Source organism: Corynebacterium sp. DNF00584, from assembly GCF_001552965.1.
GTDB classification, from domain to species: domain Bacteria; phylum Actinomycetota; class Actinomycetes; order Mycobacteriales; family Mycobacteriaceae; genus Corynebacterium; species Corynebacterium phoceense.
The window spans coordinates 53,528-78,053 of the sequence record NZ_KQ959728.1 but is presented as its reverse complement, the minus strand read 5'-3'; the positions used below and the strand labels follow the sequence as shown (position 1 = coordinate 78,053).

At 63.1% G+C, this 24,526-nt stretch carries 17 protein-coding genes; 12 read left to right on the top strand and 5 right to left on the bottom strand.

Annotated features, from left to right (window positions below):
* Positions 1-13 precede the first annotated feature (13 nt).
* Positions 14-1,201: an MFS transporter gene (locus HMPREF0307_RS00780; protein ID WP_082723170.1), complete on the bottom strand. Its 1,188-nt coding sequence runs from the start codon at positions 1,199-1,201 to the stop codon at positions 14-16.
* 323 nt (positions 1,202-1,524) lie between these two features.
* Between HMPREF0307_RS00780 and HMPREF0307_RS00775 the strand changes: the two genes are divergently transcribed.
* The 6 genes from HMPREF0307_RS00775 (at position 1,525) to HMPREF0307_RS00750 (ending at position 8,948) form a co-directional block, all read left to right on the top strand.
* Entirely contained in the window at positions 1,525-2,634 is a 1,110-nt protein-coding gene (locus HMPREF0307_RS00775; RefSeq protein WP_066484994.1) for an iron-siderophore ABC transporter substrate-binding protein, read from the top strand.
* 192 nt (positions 2,635-2,826) lie between these two features.
* The gene (locus HMPREF0307_RS00770) at positions 2,827-3,750 is read left to right on the top strand and encodes a FecCD family ABC transporter permease (protein ID WP_369799411.1); all 924 of its coding nucleotides are present in this window, start codon (positions 2,827-2,829) and stop codon (positions 3,748-3,750) included.
* Positions 3,747-4,799: a FecCD family ABC transporter permease gene (locus HMPREF0307_RS00765; protein ID WP_066484992.1), complete on the top strand. Its 1,053-nt coding sequence runs from the start codon at positions 3,747-3,749 to the stop codon at positions 4,797-4,799. Before HMPREF0307_RS00770 ends, HMPREF0307_RS00765 begins: the two co-directional genes overlap by 4 nt.
* Before the next feature lie 49 nt (positions 4,800-4,848).
* Positions 4,849-5,661 carry an ABC transporter ATP-binding protein gene (locus tag HMPREF0307_RS00760; RefSeq protein WP_066484987.1) on the top strand — a complete coding sequence of 271 codons (813 nt, stop codon included), beginning with the start codon at positions 4,849-4,851 and terminating at the stop codon, positions 5,659-5,661.
* 26 nt (positions 5,662-5,687) lie between these two features.
* A complete protein-coding gene (locus tag HMPREF0307_RS00755) occupies positions 5,688-6,605 on the top strand; it encodes a siderophore-interacting protein (RefSeq protein WP_066484984.1) in 918 nt (305 codons plus the stop codon).
* Between the two features lie 126 nt (positions 6,606-6,731).
* Positions 6,732-8,948 (top strand): NADP-dependent isocitrate dehydrogenase, encoded by a 2,217-nt coding sequence (locus tag HMPREF0307_RS00750; protein ID WP_066484980.1) that lies wholly within the window; start codon positions 6,732-6,734, stop codon positions 8,946-8,948.
* A gap of 158 nt (positions 8,949-9,106) precedes the next feature.
* On the opposite strand, the gene HMPREF0307_RS00745 is transcribed toward HMPREF0307_RS00750, so the two are convergent.
* A complete protein-coding gene (locus HMPREF0307_RS00745) occupies positions 9,107-9,913 on the bottom strand; it encodes a MerR family transcriptional regulator (RefSeq protein WP_066484977.1) in 807 nt (268 codons plus the stop codon).
* A 188-nt stretch (positions 9,914-10,101) separates the two neighbouring features.
* Here HMPREF0307_RS00745 and HMPREF0307_RS13230 point away from each other — a divergent pair, with 188 nt between their 5' ends.
* The gene (locus HMPREF0307_RS13230; protein WP_066484975.1) at positions 10,102-12,063 is read left to right on the top strand and encodes a site-specific DNA-methyltransferase; all 1,962 of its coding nucleotides are present in this window, start codon (positions 10,102-10,104) and stop codon (positions 12,061-12,063) included.
* Positions 12,064-12,075: 12 nt separating this feature from the next.
* Positions 12,076-15,039, top strand: a complete 2,964-nt coding sequence (locus HMPREF0307_RS00735) for a restriction endonuclease (RefSeq protein WP_066484972.1) — start codon at positions 12,076-12,078, stop codon at positions 15,037-15,039.
* Here the strand turns inward: HMPREF0307_RS00735 and HMPREF0307_RS00730 are convergent.
* A complete protein-coding gene (locus tag HMPREF0307_RS00730) occupies positions 15,036-16,436 on the bottom strand; it encodes a phytoene desaturase family protein (RefSeq protein ID WP_148138797.1) in 1,401 nt (466 codons plus the stop codon). The genes HMPREF0307_RS00735 and HMPREF0307_RS00730 overlap by 4 nt on opposite strands.
* 282 nt (positions 16,437-16,718) lie before the next feature.
* On the opposite strand from HMPREF0307_RS00730, the gene HMPREF0307_RS00725 reads away from it, so the two are divergent.
* From HMPREF0307_RS00725 to HMPREF0307_RS00715, 3 genes are all read left to right on the top strand, one after another.
* Complete coding sequence (locus HMPREF0307_RS00725) at positions 16,719-17,948, top strand: amino acid permease (protein WP_231724974.1); 1,230 nt, start codon at positions 16,719-16,721, stop codon at positions 17,946-17,948.
* A 331-nt stretch (positions 17,949-18,279) separates the two neighbouring features.
* Positions 18,280-18,654 carry a hypothetical protein gene (locus HMPREF0307_RS00720; protein WP_066484959.1) on the top strand — a complete coding sequence of 125 codons (375 nt, stop codon included), beginning with the start codon at positions 18,280-18,282 and terminating at the stop codon, positions 18,652-18,654.
* A 45-nt stretch (positions 18,655-18,699) separates the two neighbouring features.
* A complete protein-coding gene (locus HMPREF0307_RS00715) occupies positions 18,700-20,775 on the top strand; it encodes a M3 family metallopeptidase (protein WP_066484955.1) in 2,076 nt (691 codons plus the stop codon).
* Positions 20,776-20,949: 174 nt separating this feature from the next.
* Here HMPREF0307_RS00715 and sucD read toward each other — a convergent pair whose 3' ends face one another.
* Both sucD and sucC read right to left on the bottom strand, forming a co-directional pair.
* Positions 20,950-21,867 (bottom strand): succinate--CoA ligase subunit alpha, encoded by a 918-nt coding sequence (gene sucD / locus HMPREF0307_RS00710; RefSeq protein WP_066484952.1) that lies wholly within the window; start codon positions 21,865-21,867, stop codon positions 20,950-20,952.
* A 30-nt stretch (positions 21,868-21,897) separates the two neighbouring features.
* Positions 21,898-23,112, bottom strand: a complete 1,215-nt coding sequence (gene sucC / locus HMPREF0307_RS00705) for an ADP-forming succinate--CoA ligase subunit beta (RefSeq protein WP_066484947.1) — start codon at positions 23,110-23,112, stop codon at positions 21,898-21,900.
* 172 nt (positions 23,113-23,284) lie between these two features.
* Here sucC and HMPREF0307_RS00700 point away from each other — a divergent pair, with 172 nt between their 5' ends.
* Positions 23,285-24,475, top strand: coding sequence for a saccharopine dehydrogenase family protein (locus HMPREF0307_RS00700; protein WP_066484935.1), 1,191 nt, complete (start codon positions 23,285-23,287; stop codon positions 24,473-24,475).
* Positions 24,476-24,526: the final 51 nt, after the last annotated feature.

Here is a 24,526-nt window from a genome sequence, read left to right as displayed (position 1 = left end):
GAGTGAGTGCGTTTTAGCTTTGCTCGACGATCTTGACCTTGGGCGCAAACGCCTCCGGGTCGCGACGCATGATGCGGCGCTTATCCCACATCGTGACGAACCACAGGGAAACGCCCACGAGGGCAAGCGCGGCACCGGCCAGCGCCGTCGAGTTGTAGGAGAAACCGGCGCCCACGACAATGCCGCCGATGGCGGCGCCCATCGCGTTCGCGATGTTAAGGGCCGACTGGTTGAGCGCGGAGGCGAGCGCCTGGGCATCACCGGCGACCTCCATGAGGCGCAGCTGCAGCGAGGGCACGAGGACGGAGCCGAAGAAAGCGAGGACGCCGAAGACGAGGGCTCCGGTCCATGCATTGTGCGCGGCGAAGTAGAAGGCGACGGCCAGGCCCAGCATGCACGTGAGCGCGATGAGGATGGCGCCGTCCATGTTGCGGTCTGCCATGGCACCGCCGGCGCCATTGCCCAGCGTCATGCCAATGCCGTAGGCCATGAGCACGGCCCACGTCCACTTCGCGTCCATGCCAGCGACCTCCGTCATGGTCCACGTGATGTAAGTGTAGATGGAGAACATGACCGCGAAACCGGCGATGCCCATGAAGACCGTGAGCCACACCTGGGAGTTCTTCAACGCGCCCATCTCCGTGGCCAGGGAGGTCTGTTGCATCTTCGTCATGTGTGGCATGAGGAAGTAGAGCAGGACCATCGTCGCGAGCGCAATGATGACCACCAGGAGGTACGCCGCGTGCCACGTCATGGCCTGGCCGAGCGCCTGTGCGGCCGGCACACCCACGACGGTGGCGACAGCCAGGCCCATGCCCACAAACGCCATGGCCTTACCGCGGTCGCCCGCCGGGGACATGGAGGCCGCGGACAGGTTGGCCACGGAGAAATACGCGCCATGCGGCAGGCCAGCAACAAAGCGGGCGATGACGAGCACCGCAAAGTTGGGCGCCAACGCCGTAAAGAGGTTGCCCACGAGCAGGAACGCGATGAGCAGCAGGATCAGGCGGCGGCGCGGGAGCTTGCCTGTCACCGCGGAGATCACCGGCGCGCCCACCACGACACCGAGCGCGTAGAGAGAGATAAGAATCGACGCGGAGTCCTCAGACATCCCGAAATCGTGCGCGATAAGCGGCAGCAAGCCCATGGACACGAACTCGGTCGTGCCGATAGCGAATGCGCCCAGCGCCATGGCAAGCATGACGAGGGTGCGGCGCGTCGAGGAAATCTCGGTCTGGCGCGGCACGCGCGGGGCGTTGGGGTCGCGGGGATGCTTACGCTGGTCAGTCTTTGCGGAGGAGTCAGTCACGAGCAAGGACGTTAGCTAATTATGAGTGCTCTTCGTAAGTTGGAAGCGACATTCACGACGAATCAGACATGACTCACCACGTGTGACATGGTGCACTCACCGCCCGCCCGATATCCCCCGGTAGGCTGCGCCTTTCTTTCCCGCAGGCCGTAGGCGGTAGCGTAGGCTCACCTAAACAATGCAAGCCTTACTTACCATGAAGGATGTCTCTGATTATGGCTCACGCACGTTCCTCCGCTCGCACGTTCTCACGTCTCGGTGCGCGCCCGCTTACCGCAACGCTCGCTGGGCTCACGTGTCTCTCGCTCGCGCTCACCGGATGCTCGTCCACGGATTCCGCCACCACTGGCGGCTCTGACTCCCAATCCGCGCCCAACGCACAGTCCTCCTCTGACTCCGCCGCGGCGTTCCCCGTCACCGTCCAGCACGCCTTCGGCGAGACCACCATCGAGGCCGCCCCGCAGCGCGTCGCCACCGTAGGCTGGGGCAACCACGAAGTACCGCTGGCCCTCGGCATCGCCCCCGTGGGCATGTCGAAGGTGACGTGGGGCGACGACGATGGCAATGGCATCCTGCCCTGGGTCGAAGACAAGCTAACCGAGCTCGGCTCGGAGACCCCTGTTCTCTTCGATGAGACGGACGGCATTCCCTACGAGCAGGTCGCGGAAACCAAGCCGGACGTCATCCTCGCCTCCTACTCGGGACTCACGCAGGAGGATTACGACACGTTGTCCAAGATCGCACCCGTCGTCGCCTACCCCACCCAGCCGTGGACCACCTCGATGGAGGACATGGTCACTATGAATGCGAAGGCCCTGGGCAAGGAGGACGAGGGCAAAGAGCTGCTCGCTGCCCTCGATAAAGAGGTCTCTTCGACCTTGGACTCTTACCCCGATCTCAAGGACAAGAAGGTGCTGTTTACCTCCTTCGGCGGCGCCTCCGATCCGTCCAAGGTGGGCTTTTTCACCACCGAGGATCCCCGCATGGGCTTCCTCGCCAACCACGGCCTCGCCGTGCCGCAGGTGGTCAAGGACAACACCGAGGGCGCCGACTCCTTCTGGGTCGAGGTCTCCGCGGAGCAGCCAGAGCTCTTCGAGGACGTCGATCTCTTCGTCTCCTACTCCCAGGGCGGCGCGGAGGCCGACGCCCAGGCGCTCAAGGACATGCAAAAAGACCCGCTGCTGTCCAAGATCCCCGCCATCAAGAATGGCCACGTCGCCTGGCTGCCGGAGGGACCGCTGGGTGCCGCATCCAACGAGTCGCCGCTGTCCATTCCGGCCACCATCGACGACTACTTCTCACTCCTCAACGACGCCGCCCAGTAACCAGCACAGTAACCCGCCGTGACGCACCAGATGCCCCGTCTTCCCGAGACCACCGAATCCCCGAACCGCCCGCGTCCCCGCCCAAGCACCGATTCAGGCCCGGACTCAGGCACCCGCACGCACGCCCGCCGCGCCAGCATTGTCCTCGCCGGCACGCTCCTCGCGCTCGTATTCGCCGTCGTTGCGTCTGTCATGTTTGGCGTCCGCGTCATCGGCGTGACCGACGCCCTCGCCTCGTTGCAGGGACACGCTGACACTGCGGCGCAGGCGGCAGCCTATGTCCGCGTGCCGCGCACGATCCTTGCCGTCCTCGTTGGCGCAAGCCTCGCCGTCGCGGGCACGGTCTTTCAAGGCGTCACCCGCAATCCGCTCGCCGATCCCGGCATCTTCGGGGTGCTCGCTGGGGCATCGCTCGCCGTCGTCACTGGCATCACGTTCTTCGGGCTCGCCCGCCCATTCAGCACCATGGCCGTGGCCATCGTCGGTTCCTTCTTGGCCGCGACCTTCGTCTACGCGGTGGGATCGCTCGGCCGCGGCGGAGCGACGCCGCTCAAGCTGGCGCTCGCGGGCGCGGCCACTGCGGCGGCCATCTCCAGCCTCGTCTCTGCCATCGTGCTCCCCCGCGCCGACGTCATGGATACCTTCCGCTTCTGGCAGATCGGCTCCGTGGGCGGCGCGCAATGGCCACACCTCGCCGCCGCGGCCCCGCTGTTACTCCTCGGCGCCGGCATCGCCGCCTACTGCGCGCACGGGCTCAACGCCCTAGCGCTGGGCGATAGTCTTGCCAGCGGTCTGGGATTCCATGCCGCCCGCACGCGGCTTCTCGCGACCATCGGCGCGGTTATCCTCTGCGGCTGTGCAACGGCGCTTGCCGGCCCCATCGCCTTCATCGGGCTCATCGTCCCGCACCTCATGCGTGTGCTCGTGGGCACCGATCACCGCGTCCTCCTGCCAGCGTGCGCGCTCGGCGGTGCGGTCGTCCTAACCGTCGCGGACACGGTGGGCCGGCTTATCGCCCGGCCCGAAGAACTCGCCGTAGGCATCCTCACGCCTTTCCTCGGCGCCCCTCTGTTTATCTGGATAATCCGCCGCACGAAGATACGAGAACTCGCATGACCGCCACGACCACCACGCCCGCGCCCCGCACGCAGCACGAACTCGCCCGCGACATCCGCGCCGCCCGCCGTAATCGTGCACGCTCGCACGCTCTGCGCACCACTGTCCTCGTCCTCCTCGTCGGCGGCCTGTGGCTCGCCAGCCTCGTCTTCGGGGAGGTGACCTACTCGCTCGGCGACATCGCCCGCGTCATCGCGGGGCAGACCGTCCCCGGCGCGTCCTTTAGCGTCGGCGAGCTGCGCCTGCCGCGCGCCACCGTCGCCGTCGCCGTGGGCCTCGCGTTTGGCATCGCAGGAACCACCTTCCAAACCATGCTGCGCAATCAGCTTGCCTCGCCTGACCTCATCGGCATCTCCTCGGCGGCCTCCGCCGCGGGCGTCACGGGCATCGTCGCCTTCCATTGGTCACAGACCGCCGTCTCGGCCTTGTCGCTCGCCGCCTCACTCGTCGTCGCCGCGGTGATCTACCTGCTCAGCCTCAAGTCAGGTTTCTCCGGTACCCGGCTCATTCTCATCGGAATTGGCATCTCCGCCATCCTCAATTCCTGGGTGACGTACCAGCTCTCCCGCGCCGCGGCATGGGACCTCGGAACCGCCACCCGCTGGATCACCGGCTCTCTCAACACGATGAGCTGGGAGCGCGGCGCCCCGCTGCTTCTCACCGTCGCGCTCTGCGTACCGCTTATGACAATCGGCCGCCACCAACTCGCGGTACTCCGGCTTGGCGATGCCCTCGCCACCGGCCTCGGCCTGCGCCTGGGCGTCGTGCGGGTCGCACTCATCGCCGGCGCCGTCACGCTGATCGCCGTGGGCACCGCCACTGCTGGCCCCGTCGCCTTCGTGGCCTTTATGTCCGGACCCATCGCCACTCGGCTCTACCCGGGAGGGCTCACCTCTCCGCTGCCCGCCGGTCTCATCGGCGCTGTCCTCGTCCTCGCCTCCGATCTCGCGGGGCAATTCGCCTTGGGTACCCGCTACCCCGTGGGCGTCATTACCGGCGCCCTCGGCGCGCCTTTCCTCATCTATCTGCTCACCCGCGCCCGCCGGTAACAACACAACGCAACGCCCGATAAACCCACCTACAAAGAAAAGAGCTTCCATGCACTCCGAACTCCGCGCGGATTCGCTCACCGTCGGCTACGGCGGCACGCCCATCCTGGACGATCTCAGTCTCACCGTCACGCCGGGCCGCATCACCTCCATCATCGGACCCAACGGTTGCGGTAAGTCGACGCTGCTCCACACGCTCTCGCGTCTGCTCAAGCCCGCGAGCGGTTCAGTCCTCCTCGACGGCCGCGACATCTCGTCGGTTCCCACCAAGGAACTTGCGCGCACCCTGGGGCTCTTGCCGCAATCCCCCACCGCGCCCGAAGGCATCACCGTCGCCGAACTCGTCGGCCGCGGCCGCTCGCCGCACCAGAATTTCCTCGGCCAGTGGTCGCAGGCGGACTACGACATCGTCGCCCAGTCCCTCGCGGCCACCGGTCTCACAGAACTTACCGAGCGCAGCGTCGACGAACTCTCCGGCGGCCAACGCCAGCGCGTGTGGATCGCCATGGCGCTCGCACAGCGCACCGACGTGCTGTTCCTCGACGAGCCCACGACATACCTCGACGTCAAGCATCAACTCGACGTCCTCGATCTCCTCGTCGACCTCAACGAGGAACGCGGGACCACCATCGTCATGGTCCTCCACGATCTCAACCTCGCCGCGCGCTATTCGGACGAGCTCATCGCCGTCTCCCACGGCAGAGTCCTCGCCCACGGCACTCCTGCAGACGTCGTCACCGAAGACACCGTCCGCGCGGTCTTCGGCATCGACTCCACCATCGTGCGCGATCCCGTCTCCGGCGCACCCGCAGTCATGCCCATCGGCCGCCATCGCGTCTCCACCCCATCCACCACCCACTAATCAACTCGCCTAGTAGAAAGGAAGCTATGCCTTTCCTCGCCTTCCGCGCCCACGTGGTCTCCACTCAGCGCATTTCCCCGTCGTTCCAGCGCATCCGCCTGGGTGGCTTGGAAGACATGGGCCCCGCCGGCCCCACCCGCGACCTGCGCATTAAGCTCATTTTCCCTGGATCTCAAGGACTGCCTGCGCTTCCCGAGGGCGATGCCAATTGGTTCGACCACTGGCGCAGTCTCGATCCCGCCGCGCGCGGCCCCATGCGCACCTACTCCGTGCGCAACCATGTGGGCAGTGAGATTGACGTGGACTTCGTCCTGCACACCGCCCCTGGCGCGACGGGCCCCGCCTGCGCGTGGGCTCAGGCCGCGCGCCCCGGCGATGAAATCCTCGTCATCGCGCCGCCGCTTTCCGATGCCTCCGGTGGCGGCATCGAGTTCTCTCCAGGTTCCGCCTCCCAGATTCATCTCTTCGGCGACGAGACGGCCCTACCCGCCATCGCGCGCATCATCGATGAATGGCCGTCAACTCCTGTGGGACTCACCGGCACTGCCCACATTGAGGTCCCCTACGCCCAGGACCAGCAGATCCTCGCCGCGCCCAACGGCGTGGACGTGCGCTACTACGCGCGCGGCACCCGCCCGCACGGCGAGGCACTCCTCACCGCCGCCGCGCAGCTGCTTAAAACCGAGGTTCCCGAGTACTCCCCCACCGGAATGAGTCCAGAGGAAACGGTGTGGGAAACCCCCGTTTTCTCGGCCTCCGGCGAACCCCTCGACGCCAGCTCCGATGCCCACACCGCCTCGCCGGCTCCTGACGCCTACTTCTGGATCGCCGGCGAGTCCACGCTGGTGACCACCATGCGTCGCATGCTCGTCAAGCAGGTTGGCGTCCCCCGCGAGCAAGTGTCCTTCATGGGCTACTGGAAGCGCGGCCGCGCCGAAAACTAATGACAGTCCCGCCCCGCTCAAACGGGGTTAACCGCGCTCACAAAACCCACCCAACGTGTCGCAGGCAAACCGTACAACAGGTATTCTTGAGCGTCGAAGATTTTTTCAACTTTATTTAGGAGAATCATGGCAAAGATCATCTGGACCCGCACGGACGAAGCTCCGCTGCTGGCTACCTACTCGTTCAAGCCCGTCGTTGAGGCCTTCGCCTCCACCGCTGGTATCGAGGTCGAGACCCGCGACATCTCCCTGGCCGGCCGCATCCTGGCACAGTTCCCGGAGACCCTCGGCGACCAGAAGGTCGATGACGCTCTGGCAGAGCTGGGCAAGCTCGCTAAGACGCCGGAAGCCAACATCATCAAGCTGCCGAACATCTCGGCGTCCCTGGTTCAGCTGAAGAAGGCCATCGCCGAGCTCCAGGCTGAGGGCTACAAGCTCCCGGATTACCCGGATAACCCGTCCACCGAGGAAGAGAAGGCCATCGCCGCCGCCTACGACTCTGTCAAGGGCTCCGCCGTCAACCCGGTTCTGCGCGAGGGCAACTCTGACCGCCGCGCCCCCATCGCCGTGAAGAACTTCGCTAAGAAGAACCCGCACCGCATGGGCGCTTGGACCGCTGATTCCAAGACCAACGTTGCCACCATGGCTGACAACGACTTCCGCCACAACGAGAAGTCCGTCATCATGCCGGCCGCTGACACCCTGACCATCAAGCTGATCGGCTCCGCCGATCAGAACGAAACGATCCTCCTCGACGGCCTCAAGGTCCTCGAGGGCGAGGTCATCGACGGCACCTTCATGTCGGCCAAGGCCTTGGACGATTTCCTGCGAGACGCAGTCTCGCGGGCCAAGGAAGAGGGCGTCCTCTTCTCCGCTCACCTCAAGGCCACCATGATGAAGGTCTCTGACCCCATCCTCTTCGGCCACGTTGTCCGCGCCTTCTTCGCTGACGTCTTCGACAAGTACGGCGAGGAGCTCTTCGCCGCTGGCCTCAACGGCGAAAACGGCCTGGGCGCCATCTACGCGGGCCTCGAGAACCTCGAGAACGGTGCGGAGATCAAGGCTGCCTTCGACGCTGCCCTCGAAAACGGCCCGGACCTGGCCATGGTCAACTCTGACAAGGGCATCACCAACCTGCACGTTCCGTCTGACGTCATCATCGACGCCTCCATGCCGGCCATGATCCGCACCTCCGGCCACATGTGGAACAAGAACAACGAGGAGCAGGACACCCTGGCTGTCATCCCGGACTCCTCCTACGCTGGCGTTTACCAGGCCGTCATCGAGGACTGCAAGGCCAACGGCGCCTTCGACCCGACCACCATGGGTACCGTCCCGAACGTCGGCCTCATGGCGCAGAAGGCGGAGGAGTACGGCTCCCACAATAAGACCTTCAAGATTGCTGCTGACGGCAAGGTCCAGGTCGTCAACTCCGCTGGCGATGTGCTCATCGAGCACGACGTCGAGGCTGGCGACATCTGGCGCGCATGCCAGACCAAGGACGCCCCGATCCAGGACTGGGTCAAGCTGGCCGTCAACCGCGCTCGCCTGTCCGGCATGAAGGCCATCTTCTGGCTCGACCCGGAGCGCGGCCACGACCGCAACATCACTGAGCTGGTGAAGAAGTACCTGCAGGACCACGACACCGAGGGTCTCGACATCGAGATCATGGATCCGGTCTCCGCAACCAAGGCGTCCGTCGAGCGCATCCGCAAGGGCGAGGACACCATCTCCGTGACCGGTAACGTTCTGCGTGACTACAACACGGACCTCTTCCCCATCCTCGAGCTGGGTACCTCCGCGAAGATGCTCTCCGTCGTTCCGCTCATGGCTGGCGGCGGCCTCTTCGAGACCGGTGCAGGCGGATCCGCTCCGAAGCACGTCCAGCAGGTCGAGGAAGAAAACCACCTGCGTTGGGACTCCCTCGGCGAGTTCCTCGCCCTGGCCGAGTCCTTCCGCCACGAGCTCAACGCTCACGGCAACGAGAAGGCTGGCGTCCTCGCCGCCGCTCTCGACAAGGCTACGGAGACCCTGCTCGACGAGGGCAAGTCCCCGTCCCGCAAGGTCGGCGAGATCGACAACCGCGGCTCCCACTTCTTCCTCACCCTCAACTGGGCCAAGGAACTGGCTGCGCAGTCTGATGACGCTGAGCTCGCCGAGCACTTCGCTCCGATTGCCAAGGCTCTCGAAGACAAGGCTGATGAGATCGCTCAGGCCCTAATCGACAACCAGGGCCAGCCGGCTGACCTCGGCGGCTACTACGCTCCGGACGAGGACAAGCTCAACGCTGTCATGCGCCCGGTCGCTGCGTACAACGAGATCATCGACGCACTGAAGAAGTAGTCCTTCTTCTCCACAGACTCGGCCCCACCTCCCTCATTCCCGGGAGGTGGGGTCGTCCCCCGTTTTCTGAGCTTGCCGATGCCCCTTTGGGCCCCGCGCAGCACCGCGTCACCGTCGCGGCCCAAGGCCGCGAGCGGGCTTCGGTCATTCCCACACGGCTATTCCCACACGGCTGCGTCCGGGTCGACACCCTGCGCTGCCGCAGCCGCATTGATCGCGGCCTGCAGCCACTCCGCTAACCCAGCCTGCCGCTCGTCGTAGTGAGCTCGAAAGCGCGGGTCAGCGGTGTATCCGCTCGCGATGAGAACGTGCTTCGCGGGGCTTACCGGGAAATGCTCGCACAGCAGCGTGCGGTGTTCCTCAACGAGCGCACGAGCTTCCTCGGACTCTGGCGTCGTGCCGGCCCCGCATGCCGCCGCCAAGCGGACCTCGAGTTCATCGGTGCGCGACTTGAGGTCTGCCCAGTCCTCCGCCGTGCGCTGCGCAGCGTTCTTCTGCGATATCGCCCAATCATCCGAGCCGCCGTAGCGCTCTTCTGCTTCCTCGTGGTGCTCGGCAAAGTGAGCGTCGCCCAGCACCGTGGCGATTTCGTCAACGCTGAGATTCGTATCCTTCATTTCTTCCTCCATGAGATAGTCGAGGGCATCAAGCATCTCGTCGAGCTTGTGCCGTTTGTCCATGAGCAATGCGCGTTGTCGAGCGAGGTGCTCGAGGGACGTTCCCTCAGCGTCGAGTACCCGCGCAATATCGGCGAGTGCCATGCCCGTCGCACGGTAGATCAGCACGCGCTGTGCCCGTGCGATGTCTGCGTCGGAATACACGCGGTAGTTCGCCCACGTACGAGCGCTCGGCACCACAAGTCCGCGTTCTTCCCAATAGTGCAGGGTGCGCACGGACACGCCGAGGACGGCTGCGGCATCGCTAACACCGCGGCCCTCGCCGTCAAACTTGTTGTCGTTGCTCATGAACCCATCACAGTCCCTTACGCTACGTGAGGGTCAAGTCTTAAGCGTCACGCGCGTGACGTCATGAGCACGGAATCGACTGCAGGCATCCCAATCGTAGAAAAGAAATGCGAACTTTCCGCGCCTATGTCGCCTAGCTCTCTATCCTGGTATGGGCGCACAGGTCGAACACGCAAAGGAGACATTTCATGGCCCAGGACGCCCTGAACACCGATACGGACACGATTCACGAGGTATCGGGCGTTAGTCCGGACTTCCGCACCGAGCTCGCTGCGCAGTTGGCACACCTTGTCCCTGAAGCCGTCGCCGACGGCACCATCGACATCGACAAGCTCACTGAGCTTCTAGGCGGCGACGCATCCGGAACTGCGGAGCGCTTTGGCTTGTTCTGGCCGGGGAAGAAGCGCGCCATGCGTGCCGCCCAGCTGCCCACTTCCGCAACGCTGCGTCCGGAAAAGGGCAAGTCCAGGAACTGGGACTCTGCGACGAATGCCTTCATCGAAGGCGATAACCTCGAGGTCCTCAAGGTGCTCCAGAAGCACTATCACGGCCACATCAAGCTCATTTACATCGATCCTCCGTACAACACGGGCCATGACTTCATCTATCCGGATAACTTCAAAGACGGCATCAGGAACTATCTCGGGTGGTCGCAGCAGACGAGCAGCGACGGCAAGAAGCTCTCCACAAATGCCGAGTCCGAAGGCCGGTACCACTCCAACTGGCTCAACATGCTCTATCCGCGACTCAAACTTGCGCGCAATCTGCTTACTCCTGACGGTTACATCGCTATCAGCATCGATGACAGCGAGCTTTCCAACCTCGTGACCATGTGCCGCGAGATCTTCGGTGAGGACAACGTCATCAACACCATTCCCGTGAAATCGAGTGAGACCTCGGGCGTGAAGATGTCGCACGTCGACAAGCGCCTGCCCAAAATCAAGGAATATGTGGTGCTCTGCACGCGCGACCACACGCGGGCATCGCTCAATCGTGTCGACGTCCCCAAGAGTGGCTCTGCTGATGGAACGCTGGACAAGTACCTCAAGTACTACAACAAAATTATTATCAACCCCAGCGCCCCGGCCGAGGAATGGGTTCTCACCTCCGTCAAAGACGCCATGGTCGAGCAGGGACTTCCCACTACTGCAGACGCTGTACGGAAGTTTAAGGTCGAGAACGCGGAGCGCGTTGTCTATCGCACCAACAACGCTTCGCTCAGCGACATGGCCTTCGACACTCCTATTGCACGCGTGACGTCTCCCACGGGCATCGAGTACATCTGGTGGGAAGGCAAGCAGATGCTCTTCCTCAGCGATTATCTGAAAGAGTCGCTCTGCGATCTGTGGACGGATATCTCCACTATCAACCTCAACAAGGAAACCAACGGCGTCAAAGGCTTCCGAAATGGCCAGAAACCGCTCAAGCTCTTGCAGCGCATTCTGGCGCTGACCACGCAGCCAGCGAGCAACGACATCGTGCTCGACTTCTTCGCGGGCTCTGGCTCAACGGGTCACGCCGTCATGAAACAGAACTCCGAAGATGGTGGCAACCGGCGCTTCATTCTGGTGCAGCTTCCGGAGCCGTTGCATGAGAAGAACAAGGAGCAAAAGGAAGGGTATAAGTTCTGCACGGAGCTGAAACTCGAACCGACGATTTCCTCGTTGTCTCGCGAACGCGTAAGGCGTGCCGCCGAAGAATTCGATGCTGGGTTCCGCTCTTACACGCTCGCCGATACCAACTTTAAGAAGTGGCAGCCCCAGCCAGGAATCGACGCCGAGACGCTGAGCCAGACCCTGATCGACCTGCGCGGCAGCAGCAATGACAATGCGGATCCCGAGGATCTCCTCGTGGAAATCCTCCTCAAGCAGGGGCGCTCTCTCGTCGAATCGATTCGCGACATCGACATCGATGACCTGCCGTACACCATCGTTGGGGAGCAGCATGCCGCCGCCGGGGAGGACCGCACCTGCCTCCTGCTGTACCTTAACGAGCATGTAAAACCGAGCGTCGAGCAACTACGAGCAGCCGTCGCGACTGCGCCAGCTGAGTTCATCATTCTGGAGGATGCTTTCCAGGGAGACGACGAGCTGAAGACCAATGTGGTGCAGATCTGTGCAACACACAACGTCGAGCTGCGGACTGTGTAAGGAGCACTCATCATGAAATTCAAGTTTGATCCGAAGCAGGACTATCAGCTCGCCGCCATCAACTCGGTCACGGAGTTGTTCAAGGGACAGCCGAAAGATGCCGGCAGCCTCGTCTCTTCTTTGAACCTTCCAAGCCAGCCTGTCGACCTGGCAGCGACGACCCTCGACGGAGAAGAGGACGACGCTCTCTTTAACATCGATGTCAGTGCAGAGATCGGCGCAGTGGGCAATAACCTGGTGGTGGGTGACGACCAAATCCTGCGCAATCTGCAGGAGATCCAGAATCACAATGGGCTAGAGCCTGCCACTGAGCTCAAGGATGGGCGGCAGTTCGATATTGAGATGGAGACCGGTACGGGTAAGACCTACGTCTATCTGCGTACCGTGTTCGAGCTCGCACGGAAGTACAACTTCACCAAGTTCATCATCCTCGTCCCCAGCGTTGCGATTCGCGAGGGCGTGAAAACGAGCATCGAGCTCATGGCCGATCACTTCCGGCAGCTCTACCCGGATCAGCCCTTCGATCACGTGGTCTACAGCGGCAAGGACGCCGAGCAAGTCCAGTCCTTTGCGACGTCCACCAGCATTCAGATCATGATCATGACGATTAGCTCTGTGCGCAGCAAGGGCGACCGCCTCATCATGCACCAGACTCGTGACAAGCTCAACGGCCTGCGCCCCATCGATTTCCTCCGCGCGACGCAACCCGTCCTCATCCTCGACGAACCGCAGAACATGGAGTCCGATCTTGCGAAGACCTCGCTCGAGGGACTCAACCCTGCGTTCATGCTGCGCTACAGCGCGACGCACCGCGAGACCCGCAACGTGGTCTACCGGCTCGATCCGGTCGACGCGCACGAGCTAGGACTGGTCAAGCAAATCGTCGTGGCGGAGACCACGGAGCATGGAAACGACGCCAAGCCGTATATCAAGGTGGTGTCGGTGAAGAGCCAGCCGTGGCAAGCCCGTCTCGAACTCGACTGCCGCAAGAAGGACGGTTCGTTCAAACGTCAGGAAAAGAACGTCACAACGAACCAGGATCTAGCGAAAGTCACGGGTAACCCGGCGTACGAGAACAACTGGCGCATCAACGAGATCAACCTCGACGCGGGCGGCTTCGTGGAACTTACCCACCACGGCATCCTTCGTGTCGGCGAGTCCATCGGTTCCAATGACGACGCTGTGTACCGCGAAATGATCCGAGAAACCATCCGTGAGCACTTCCGCCGTGAGTCGATGCTGCGCGAGCAAGGCATCAAGGTGCTCAGCCTCTTCTTCGTCGACAGGGTCCACAGCTACCTCGGCGATGGCGCCGACAATGACACCGCGAACGGCAAATTCGCGCAGTGGTTCGACGAGCTATTTATCGAAGAACGTGCGCGGTCTCCTCGTTACGAAGAGTTGCTGCCGCAAGATCCCGTCGAGCTGCGCCGCGCGTACTTCTCACAGATTAAGAAAGGCGTCTACGACGATACGAGCGGCACATCGAAGAATGACGAGGACTCCTACGACCTCATCATGAAAGACAAGGCGCGCCTGCTCAGCGAGGACGAACCTGTACGCTTCATCTTCTCTCACTCGGCGCTGCGCGAAGGCTGGGACAACCCTAACGTCTTCCAGATTTGTACGCTGCGCGAGATGGGCTCGGAGACCGAACGTCGCCAGACGATCGGCCGCGGTCTGCGTCTACCTGTGGACCAGGACGGCGTGCGGCTGTCCGATCAATCCGTCGCGCAGTTAACCGTCGTCGCCAACGAGTCCTACCAACAGTTCGCCAGCAATCTCCAAAAGGAATACACGAAGGCGGGCGTTGCCATCGGCTTCATTGGCAAGGGCCACTTTGCGAAGATTCGACGGCCGGACTCCGAGGACGATAAAAACATCGGCTACGCAACCTCGGAGCGTATTTGGGAGGAGCTGAAGGACCGCGGTTTCCTCGACGAGGACGGTCGCCTTACCAAGGATTTCACCCCCAATGCTGACGGCTTCGCCCTTGACCTCAGCGACGAGTTCAGTGACGTTGAACACGAAGTGCTTGCCCTCATGAAGCGCGCGAGCATCGGAACACATATCAAACCTATCCGTCATCGCACGACACGCAGGCTCAACAAGGAACTGTATTTCGAGTCTCCCGAGTTCACAGAGTTCTGGAAGACCATCACTCAGCGCACAACCTTCAGCGTCTCCGTCGATCGCGATGAGCTCATTGAAAACGCGGTCGAAGGGATCAAGAATGCCCCAGAGATCGAGCCGCTGCGAGTGCAGGTGACCAAGGCCAAGCTGACCATCTCCCGTGGCAGCACGGAGGGCGAAGAAACTAGTAGTCCGCGCGCCACCGACCTCCGAAGGAGCTTCCAGCTCCCAGATATCGTGACGGAGCTCCAAGAGGCGACGTCGCTCACCCGCAGGACAATTATCGATATCCTTCTACAAAGCGATCGGCTCGACGAGTTCATCGGTAATCCGAATGACTTCGTTGCAATGGTGCGCACCATCATCCAGACCGAGCTTTCAATGCTTGTGACCAAGGGCGTGCAATACGAGAAAATCGATGGCAGCGTCTATTCCTTGTCGGAGCTGCGCGAAGACGGAGTGAAAGAAAAGCAGCACTTCCTCGAAAACCTCTATGAGGTCAAGAACAAGACAAAGACAGACTATGACTACGTGGTCTATGACTCTGACACGGAGCGGCAGTTCGCCAAGCTGCTCGACGGCAACGACGACATCAAGCTATTTGTGAAACTGCCCCCGAAGTTCAAGATCGACACTCCCGTCGGCCCGTATAACCCGGACTGGGCGATTGTTAAGCGTGTGGACGGCGAAGACAAGCTGTATATGATTCGCGAAACCAAGTCCACGATGGATCGAAACAAGATCCGCGCCAGCGAACAAGCGAAGATTGATGCAGCAGAGGTCCACTTTGCAGCGATAGGCGTGAACTATTCCAAGAACGCCCCAGGGCACTGGAATATCTAGGCGCTGTGCAACACCGCGTGCGCGGCGTGCCACCCCGGCATGCCGTGCACACCACCGCCGGGCGCGGTGGCGGCAGACGCGAGGAACACCCGTTGCGTGAGCTGGTAAGGGTTGCGCACAAAACCGGGGCGTAGGAACAGCTGCGTGCCGGTCATGGCGCCGCCGGCGATGTCGCCGCCCACGAGGTTGGGATTCCATGTCTCGAGGTCCGTCGGACTCATGACGCGGCGGGCGAGCACGTGGGCAGTGAACCCCGGCGCGAAGCGCTCAAGCTGTCCCTCGATGTGTTCGAGCGCTGAGCCAGTGAAACCGTGAGGCACGTGGGCATAGGCCCACAGCGTGTGGCCGCGTCCAGGATCCGCGGCAGACTGCTGGGCGACGAGCACGACGGGGCGGGCGGGCATCTCGCCGCGCGCGATGGCGCGCTCGGCGGCGATGAGGTCCGGCACGGTACCGCCGAGGTGAACGGTGCCGGCCTCCCCTACCGCCGGGTCCCGCCACGGGACTGGGCCATCGAGTGCGTAGTCGATCTTGAACGCACCGGGGCCGTAGCGCCAATCGCGCAAGACCCGTGCGCGGCGTTCCGGCACGATGAGGTTGCGCAAGCCGAGCACTTGGCGCGGGGTGAGCGCGAGCACGACGGCATCGAAGCGGGTGAGCTCCCGCATATCCGTCACGGGATGAGCGGTGTGGATAACGCCGCCGTGGGTCGCGAGGACACTCGCCAGGGCATCGGTAATGGCGCCGGAGCCGCCGCGCGCCACGGGCCACCCCGTCGTCATGCCCAGCGCGCCAAAGAGGACGCCGAAAGCGCTCGTGAACGGCAGGGTCGGCGAGCACAGCGCGTGGAGTGCCGAGCCGATGAAGAGCGCGCGGGCTGCTTCCGTCCGGAAGAGTGCGCGGGCTTGCGCACTCGCGGGCGGCGCGGCGCGCACGCCGAAGCGTGCCATGGCCAGCGGGTGCGGCGGGACGCCGGTGAGGGGACGCAGGACGTTGGCGAGGTGGGTATCGGAAAGCTGCGCAATGGGCGCGTGCAGCGCACGCCAGGCGGGACCATCGACGCCAAGACGCCGCGCGGTGGCGTTGAGGTCCCGATGCAGCAGGGCCGCAGGATCATCATCAAAGGGATGCGCGAGCGGATAACGCGGGTGGGCCCATTCGAGGCCGTGGTCCTCGAGACCCAACGCACGGAAGGCTGGGCTCGCGACGCCGAAGGGATGGGCGGCCGCGCCGAGGTCAATCGTCCGGTCATAGAAGCGGACGCTGCGCGCGGCGCCGCCCGGCGCGGGACCAGCCTCGAAGACCTCGACACGCAGCCCGGCGCGCGCCAGCACCGCCGCGGCGGTGAGGCCATTGGGCCCGGCGCCCACGACGGCGGCGCTGCGGAGAGTGGTCATGCGGCCAGAATACAGCGAGTCCAAGCCCCCAGTAATGGCGACGCTGCTCGTCATTACTCTGCACTATGGCGAGCAACCTCGGCATAAACGCCTCTCGATGGCGTGTCCGGGATCCGGCTTTCGACTAACGCGCTGCGTCTGTCTGTATCCATCGCCGCAGGCTCGTCACGCCGCGGGAGATGACCTTTGCCGCGTCCGCTGAGCGGGGCGGAACCAAGACATTATCGAACAATGAGTAGCATTATCCGACGAAAGAAAACCGGCAAAGAATTGTAGGTCATAGTGGATCAACGAACGACGTCCAAGCGCTCCTTTAATGCGCAGTGGACCATCACGCTCTTCGGCACCGCCGTGGGCGCGGGCATCCTCTTCCTTCCTATCTCGGCCGGCAGCTTTGGTTTTATCCCGCTGCTCATCGCGACGCTCCTCATCGGCCCGATGACGTATTTCTCGCACCATGCGTTCTCGTGGATCATGAACCACTCGCCTATTCCCGGCGCGGACGTGCTCATGGTGCTCACCAAGTTTTTCGGGCGCAATAAGGGCATTCTGCTCGCGGCCATGTACTGGTTCACCGTCTTCCCCGTGGTGCTCATCTACGGCGTCTCCATTACGAACACGGTGGAAAGCCTCATCGTCAACCAATTCCACGGGCCGGAGATCTCCCGGTGGATCCTCGCGCCGCTGTGCGTGGGGCTGATGACGGCAGCGCTCGCCTTTGGCAACAAGGTGATGCTCGCCGCGGCGAATCTCGTGGTCTACCCGCTCATCTTTGCCTTGGGCGCGGTCTCGCTCTACCTCATCCCGCAGTGGGATTTCGCATCCTTTATGCAGGCCGGCGACCATAGTGCGCTGGGTATCCTCACGTCCATCCTGCTCATCCTGCCGGTGCTTGTCTTCGCGTTCTCCTACGTCGCGGCCCTCTCGCAGTTCTGCGTCGCCGCGCACAAGGACGGCCGCCCCACGGCGAATGCCATCCGCAACTCGACCATCCTGCTCACGGTCTTCACCATGTTCTTCGTATGGTCCTCCGCGCTAGCCATGGGTGCCGACGGCATGATTGAGGCCGAGGCTCAAAACCTGCCCGTCCTCTCCTACTTCGCGAACGTCACGGACAACCCGTTCCTGTCCTACATGGCGCCCGTCGTCGTCATCTGCGCGGTGGCGTCGAGCTACTTCGGCCACGCCCTGGGCACCATCGAGGGCACCCAGTACTTGGCAGAGCTCGCCATGCCGGGACTCACGCGCCGGCTTAGCCCCCGCGCCTTCGACCTGTGGACGTACTTCTTTATCTTCGTCACGGTCTCGCTGGCCGCAGTCTTTAACCCCTCGATTCTCAGCCTCATCACGCTCGTGGGCGGCATCTTCTTTACCTTCCTCACCTACCTCCTGCCCATGCTCTGCGTGCACTACGTCCCAGCCCTCGAGCAGTACCGCGGCCGCGCCACCAATGTCTTCGTCACGGTCATGGGTCTCATTGTGCTGGCCACAACCGTGGTCACGATGTTCTAGCGTTTCGTTTACCCTTTCGACGCCGAGTCCCCGCATGGCCTCGGCGTCTCCGCGTTGCCAAGCAACGCAGATTTCTTTGCTCGACTCAGAGGCTTTCTTGCTTCATTAACCTCACAAGCCTCGATTGTGGCCTGAATTCGCTGTTTTCACGTCTCCTCCGAGTCCATGACCTAGATATATGCAAAAATTCAATTCTTTGCCTGTTTCTTGCTTCTGACGCAGAAAATTCCTCTTCTAACGGTCACGTCCCTGCCGCACACCGCACGCACCAACCCATGTCGAGGGCCCCTGCTAGCGTATGAATCCTGCACCCCCTACGAAAGGCATAATCATGCGTCCCCTGTTTTCTTCTGAATCCGACGTCGTCTACGCCATGCTGGCGCATGCCTCGGACGCCATGCATTCCTTGAGCGCGGAGCAGCGCAAGGCCATTGCTGCGCGCGTGCCGGAACTCAAGGTGTACAAGCACTGTGGATGTGGCACGTGCCCCACGGTCTATCTCACGGCAGGTGAAGAGCCGCCGGAGCCGCGTCGCGACGCCAACGGCAAGGCCGTCCCGCAAGGCTCCGATTACGTGCTCACCGCCGATTGCCCCGAGGCGATGGTGCTGCTGCACATCGCAGGCGGAATCCCGGTGGAGCTCGAAGTCGCTCCTTTCGACGACCACAAGGTCGAACTTCCTTGGCCCGAACAGCTCGTGTTTTAAGGGATTCTCCTGCCGCCGGTACGAGGAAATCGGTAGATTAGTCGCATGACTAATCCACTTCTTTCCCCCTCCACGCTCCCCTACCAGCTCCCGCCGTTTGCGGAGATTAAGGTCGAGCACTTCCGTCCCGCCATCGCCGAGGCACTCACCCGCCACGACGAGGAGATTAAGGCCATCGTCGACAACACGGCCGACCCGACGTGGGAAAACACCGTCGAGGCCCTCGAGCGCGCTGGCCAGGATTTAGAGCGCGTGCTTTCCATCTTCGGCAACCTGTCGGGCACGGATGTCACGGACGAGATGGAAGAGATCGCCGCGGAGGTCTGGCCGCAGGTCGCCGCGCATTCGGATGCGATCTACCAGAATGAGGTCCTCTACGCCCGCCTCAAAGAGGCGACCCCGCCGGCCGACGAGGAGTCGCAACGCCTCCACGCGCACCTGCTGCGGACTTTTGCGCGCCAGGGCGCGGACCTCGGCGCGGCAGAGAAAGAGCAGCTCTCCACCATCAACCAGCGCCTCTCGGCGCTCTCCGAGGAGTTCGGCCGCAACCTCATGGCGTCCACCCGCGAGCGCGCTGTGCACTTCGACAGCGCGGAAGAGCTCAAAGGCCTGCCCGCCGATCGCATCGAGGCCGCCAAGGCCTACGCCAACGAGGTAGGCCAAGACGGCTACGTGCTCCCGCTCGAGCTGCCCACCGTCCAGTCGGAGCTCGCGCGCCTGGCCGATCCGGCCGCTCGCGCCAAGGTCTATGAGGCCTCGCGCGCCCGCGGCAGCGAGAATAACCTGAGCGTGCTCACCGAGATGGCGCGCCTGCGTGCCGAGCGCGCGCAGCTGCTCGGCTACGACACCCACGCGGACTACGTCATCGCCGAGGAGACCGCGCAGACCGCCGAGGCCGCCCGCCGCATGCTCGTCGAGCTCGCCCCTGCCGCCGAGGCTAACGCCGCCGGCGAAGAAAAGCTGCTCGCCGAGGAAGCCACCCTGCACAACGAGGACTTCGGTGCCGCGGACTGGGCCTACTGGGAATCCCAGGTTCGCGCCCGCGACTTCTCCCTCGACGAGGACGAGCTGCGCCAGTACTTCCCTCTCGACCGCGTTCTCGAGGATGGAGTCTTCGCCGCGGCCCACCGCCTCTACGGCATCACCGTCGTCCCGCGCGAGGACCTCGAAGGCTACGCCGAGGGCGTGCGCGTATGGGAGGTCTTCGACGAAGGCCAAGACCCCACCGCTGATCGCGATAGCGGCATCGGCCTGCTGCTCACCGACTACTTCGGCCGCCCCTCCAAGCGCGGCGGCGCGTGGATGAGCGAGTTCGTGGGCCAGTCCCACCTGCTGGGCACCAAGCCCGTCATCGTCAACGTCATGGGTCTTACCAAGCCCGCGGACGGCTCCCAGCCACGCTTGAGCCAAGACGAGCTCCACACCGTCTTCCACGAGTTCGGTCACGCACTGCACGGCCTGCTCTCCGACGTGCGCTACCCCACCTTCTCCGGCACCCGCGTCCCGCGCGACTGGGTAGAATTCCCCTCCCAGATCAACGAGAATTGGGCCCTCGACCCGGCCATGGTCAAGCGCTACGCCCGCCACGTGGAGACCGGCGAGGTCATCCCGGACGAGCTGCTCACCAAGGTCCGCGAGGCCCAGACCTTCGGTCAGGGTTTTAGCACCGTCGAGTACCTCGCCGCCTCCATCGTCGACCTTGCCTGGCACTCCCTCACGCCTGCCGATGCCGCCGCCATCGCCGCATCCCAAGAGTCCATCGACGCCTTCGAGCGCGCCGCCCTCGACGACGCTGGCCTGCACAACCCGCACATCGCGCCGCGCTACCGCTCCGCGTACTTCAATCACATCTTCGCCGGCGGCTATTCCGCGGGCTACTACTCCTACCTGTGGGCCGAGGTCCTCGACGCCGACGGCTTCTCCTGGTTCAAGGAAGAAAACGCCGCGGGCCCCGAGGCTTCCGATGCCGCCGCCCGCGCCGCCGGCCAGCGCTTCCGCGACCTCGTCCTGTCCAAGGGCGCGTCCCGCGACTTCACCGAGGCCTACCGCGAGCTGCGCGGCCGCGACAAGGACGTCGCCCCGCTGCTCGCCCGCCGCGGCCTGTCCGGCGCCACCGACTAACTGCACACGCCTAACGACACAGGCCCGACTAGACGGAAAATACGACCGATAAATCGCCGAAAATTCGACCGATAAGTCGCGGAAAATTCGACTGATAGAGGCTGTGAACAGCATGTTCACGCCATGCCCACGCTGCGCGCTAGGGACGGCCCAGCGCGCGGCGGCATCGGAAAGCTAGCGGCTCGCCGAGGTCAAGCTCGCGGACGAGCCGACGAGGATCTCGCGCATGAGCTCCGCGGCCTGAGTGGGGGTCTTACCCACCTTGACGCCGGCGGCCTCGAGCGCGGACTTTTTGCCCTCGGCGGTGCCGGAACCGCCCGAGACGATGGCGCCGGCATGGCCCATGGTCTTGCCCTCGGGCGCGGTAAAGCCCGCAATATAGGCGACGACGGGCTTGGTCACGTGGTCGCGGATGTACTCGGCGGCGTATTCCTCCGCGTCACCGCCAATCTCGCCGATCATGATGATGGCCTCGGTGTCCGGGTCAGCTTGGAAGGCCTCGATCGCCGCGATGTGCGTCGTGCCGATAATCGGGTCGCCGCCGATGCCCACGCAGGTGCTAAATCCGAGGTCACCCAGCTCGTACATCATCTGGTACGTGAGCGTGCCGGACTTAGAAACGAGGCCGATCTTGCCGGGGTTCGGCGCGGTGTTCGCGGGAATGATGCCAGCATTGGAGACGCCCGGCGTGATGAGCCCCGGGCAGTTCGGGCCGATAATGCGGGTGGTGCCCTTCTCGCGGGCAAGCGCGAAGAACTCCGCAGTATCGCGCACGGGCACGCCCTCGGTGATGACGACGACGAGGGGCATTTCCGCGTGGATGGCCTCCTCGACTGCGGCCTTCGTGAACTTCGCGGGGACAAAGATGACAGACACGTTCGCGCCGGTGGCCTTCATGGCCTCACGCACGGAGCCGAAGACGGGGATGGTCACGCCATCATTGAACTCGAGCTCTTCGCCGGCCTTCTTGGGATTCACACCGCCGACGATGCGAGAGCCCGAATCGAGCATGCGCTGGGTGTGCTTCATGCCTTCGGAACCCGTCATACCCTGGACGATGATGGCAGAGTTTTCATCAAGGAAAATCGACATAGAAGTCTCTTTCTGGTTCTCGGAATAGGGTTAGACAGCAACAAGGTTTGTGCGGGAGGCGAGCTCCGCGGCGCGCAGTGCAGCCGCATCCATGGTGTCGACCTGTTCGAGGTGGTCGAGCGCTGCTTCTTTGAGGATCTGCCGGCCCAGCTCCGCATTGTTACCGTCGAAGCGCACGACGAGCGGCTTGGGCGCGATGCCATCGGCGGCGAGAATCTTAAAGGCTTGAACGATGCCCTTGGCGACCTCGTCACAGGCGGTAATCCCGCCGAAGACGTTAACGAAGACCGACTTGACCTGGGGATCGCCGAGGATAACCTCAAGACCGTTGGCCATGACCTCCGCGTTCGCGCCGCCACCGATATCGAGGAAGTTCGCGGGCTTGGCGGCGACGTCATCGCCCTCGGCGAGCTTGTGCCCCGCGTACGCGACGACGTCGAGCGTGGACATGACGAGGCCAGCGCCGTTGCCGATGATCCCGACGTTGCCGTCGAGCTTGACGTAGTTGAGCCCCATCTTCTGCGCCTTGAGCTCGAGCGGGTCTGTGGCCGAATGGTCCTGCAACTCAGCGTGGTCGGGATGGCGGAAGCTCGCGTTCTCATCAAGGGTGACTTTACCGTCGAGCGCCAGAATCTTTCCATCGTTGGTTTTCACCAGTGGGTTGACCTCCACGAGCGAGGCATCTTCCTCTACGTAGACTTCGTACAGCTTCTTGAAGACCGGCACGAGCTGCGGGATATCCGCCTCATCGAACCCGGCCTCGTACGCCATGTCGCGCGCGAGTGTGTCCGTCATGCCGTCGAGCGGCGAGAAGCTCCGGCGGATAAGCACATGCGGACGCTCCTGCGCGAGCTGTTCGATTTCCACTCCGCCCTCTTTGGACAGCATGGCCAAGTACCGGCGCTTCGTGCGGTCGAGCACAATCGAGAAGTAATACTCCTCAGCGATGTCAGCACCCTGGGCAACCATCACCTTGCGGACAACATGCCCCTTGATATCGAGACCCAGAATCTCATCCGCAACGGCTGCTGCTTCTTCTGGACTACGCGCGACCTTCACGCCGCCCGCTTTACCGCGTCCGCCGACCTTCACCTGGGCCTTGACGACAACGAGCTCGCTGCCCGCCTTCATGAGTTTTGCCGCGGCACGTTGCACTTCCAGCGCCGAGGTCGCCATGATGCCGCCCAGCACGGGGACTCCATGCGCTTCGAAGAGGTCACGAGCTTGGTACTCGTAGAGATCCACAATTCCTCCGTTCACAAGTTCTTAGAAGTGTGTCATGCCTCACCTATCCTAAATTTTGCGAGCATCTTTTGCAGAGAAATTGGCAAAGAAGTTAATCTTTCACGCCTGCCCGTCCCTTCAACCGCCCACTCCACGACCCCGATGCCCGCGCGCTTCGATAGACTTACCAGCTATGGCACAGGACACAAATCTCACGTCGGAACGCGACTTTGACATCATCCTTTTCGGAGCCTCGAGCTTCGTCGGCAAAATCACCGCCCGCTATATCAAGGCGAACCATCCCGAACTCAAGGTGGCGCTTGCCGCCCGCAGTGCCGGGCGAGTCAACGGATTGAAACTCGGCTACCCCGTCATCGTTGCCGACGCCATGGACGCCAAAGCCATGGACGCACTCGCCAAGCGCGCGAAGGTCATCATCACAACCGTGGGCCCGTACACGCGGTACGGCGATAACCTGGTCGCCGCCTGCGCCCAGAACGGCACCGGCTACGTAGACCTCTGCGGCGAGGCGCTCTTCATCCACCGCAGCATCGACAACTGGCACGAGGTCGCCCAGGAGACCGGGGCCCGCATTGTCCATTCCTGCGGATTCGACTCCGTTCCCTCCGACATGGGCATGTTCTACCTCCACCAGCACGCGAACCGCCCGCTCACCGAGGTCACTATGTCGGTGGAACGACTCTCCGGTGGCCTGTCCGGCGGCACGATCGACTCCATGCGCGAAGTCAGCGCCGACGCGAAGCGCATGCCCAAGGGCGGCGCAATCCTCCACAGCCCCCATTCCCTTTCGCCGGACCACAAGCAGGAGCCCGACCTCGGCCCCGAGCCTGACCGCTTCGTGGAATACGACGAGCTCGTGGGCCAATGGGTCGGCCCATTCTTCATGGCCATGTTCAATACGCGCGTCGTGCGCCGTTCCAACTCGCTTATGAATCACGCCTATGGCGAGCGCCTGCGCTACCGCGAGGCGATGACCACCGGCCAAGGACTCCTGGGTCAAGCAAAAGCACAGCTCCTCCACGCCGCGACAGTCGCCGGCTTCGCACTGATTATGATTCCCAGCCTGCGCAAGCCCCTCTCCCGCTTTATCCCCGAACCAGGCGACGGCCCCAAGGACATTGAGAAGGGTGGCTTCACCATCGCCCACTACGGCAAAGACGAAGACGGTCATGTCTATGTCACCGAGGTGTCCGCCGAGGGCGACCCAGGGTACAAGACAACCGCCATGATGCTCACCGAAGCAGCCGTCACCCTCGTGAACCATCCTGGCGAAGGCGGCGTCCTCACGCCGGCAACAGCGCTCGGCGCCCCTTATATAGAGGCATTGGATTCCCACGGCATGCGATTCCGCGTCCGCCAATAATCCCATCCACAGCGCCCAGCCCCCGCGAGGGACGCGTTGTGGGCTGTGTTG

Excerpts from the sequence above, each read along its gene's own strand:
- HMPREF0307_RS00780 (WP_082723170.1), bottom strand. The coding sequence starts at position 1,201 with ATGCTTGCCATGGCGCTGGGCGCATTCGCTATCGGCACGACCGAGTTC.
- HMPREF0307_RS00775 (WP_066484994.1), top strand. The coding sequence starts at position 1,525 with ATGGCTCACGCACGTTCCTCCGCTCGCACGTTCTCACGTCTCGGTGCG.
- HMPREF0307_RS00770 (WP_369799411.1), top strand. The coding sequence starts at position 2,827 with ATGTTTGGCGTCCGCGTCATCGGCGTGACCGACGCCCTCGCCTCGTTG.
- HMPREF0307_RS00765 (WP_066484992.1), top strand. The coding sequence starts at position 3,747 with ATGACCGCCACGACCACCACGCCCGCGCCCCGCACGCAGCACGAACTC.
- HMPREF0307_RS00760 (WP_066484987.1), top strand. The coding sequence starts at position 4,849 with ATGCACTCCGAACTCCGCGCGGATTCGCTCACCGTCGGCTACGGCGGC.
- HMPREF0307_RS00755 (WP_066484984.1), top strand. The coding sequence starts at position 5,688 with ATGCCTTTCCTCGCCTTCCGCGCCCACGTGGTCTCCACTCAGCGCATT.
- HMPREF0307_RS00750 (WP_066484980.1), top strand. The coding sequence starts at position 6,732 with ATGGCAAAGATCATCTGGACCCGCACGGACGAAGCTCCGCTGCTGGCT.
- HMPREF0307_RS00745 (WP_066484977.1), bottom strand. The coding sequence starts at position 9,913 with ATGAGCAACGACAACAAGTTTGACGGCGAGGGCCGCGGTGTTAGCGAT.
- HMPREF0307_RS13230 (WP_066484975.1), top strand. The coding sequence starts at position 10,102 with ATGGCCCAGGACGCCCTGAACACCGATACGGACACGATTCACGAGGTA.
- HMPREF0307_RS00735 (WP_066484972.1), top strand. The coding sequence starts at position 12,076 with ATGAAATTCAAGTTTGATCCGAAGCAGGACTATCAGCTCGCCGCCATC.
- HMPREF0307_RS00730 (WP_148138797.1), bottom strand. The coding sequence starts at position 16,436 with ATGACCACTCTCCGCAGCGCCGCCGTCGTGGGCGCCGGGCCCAATGGC.
- HMPREF0307_RS00720 (WP_066484959.1), top strand. The coding sequence starts at position 18,280 with ATGCGTCCCCTGTTTTCTTCTGAATCCGACGTCGTCTACGCCATGCTG.
- HMPREF0307_RS00715 (WP_066484955.1), top strand. The coding sequence starts at position 18,700 with ATGACTAATCCACTTCTTTCCCCCTCCACGCTCCCCTACCAGCTCCCG.
- sucD (WP_066484952.1), bottom strand. The coding sequence starts at position 21,867 with ATGTCGATTTTCCTTGATGAAAACTCTGCCATCATCGTCCAGGGTATG.
- HMPREF0307_RS00700 (WP_066484935.1), top strand. The coding sequence starts at position 23,285 with ATGGCACAGGACACAAATCTCACGTCGGAACGCGACTTTGACATCATC.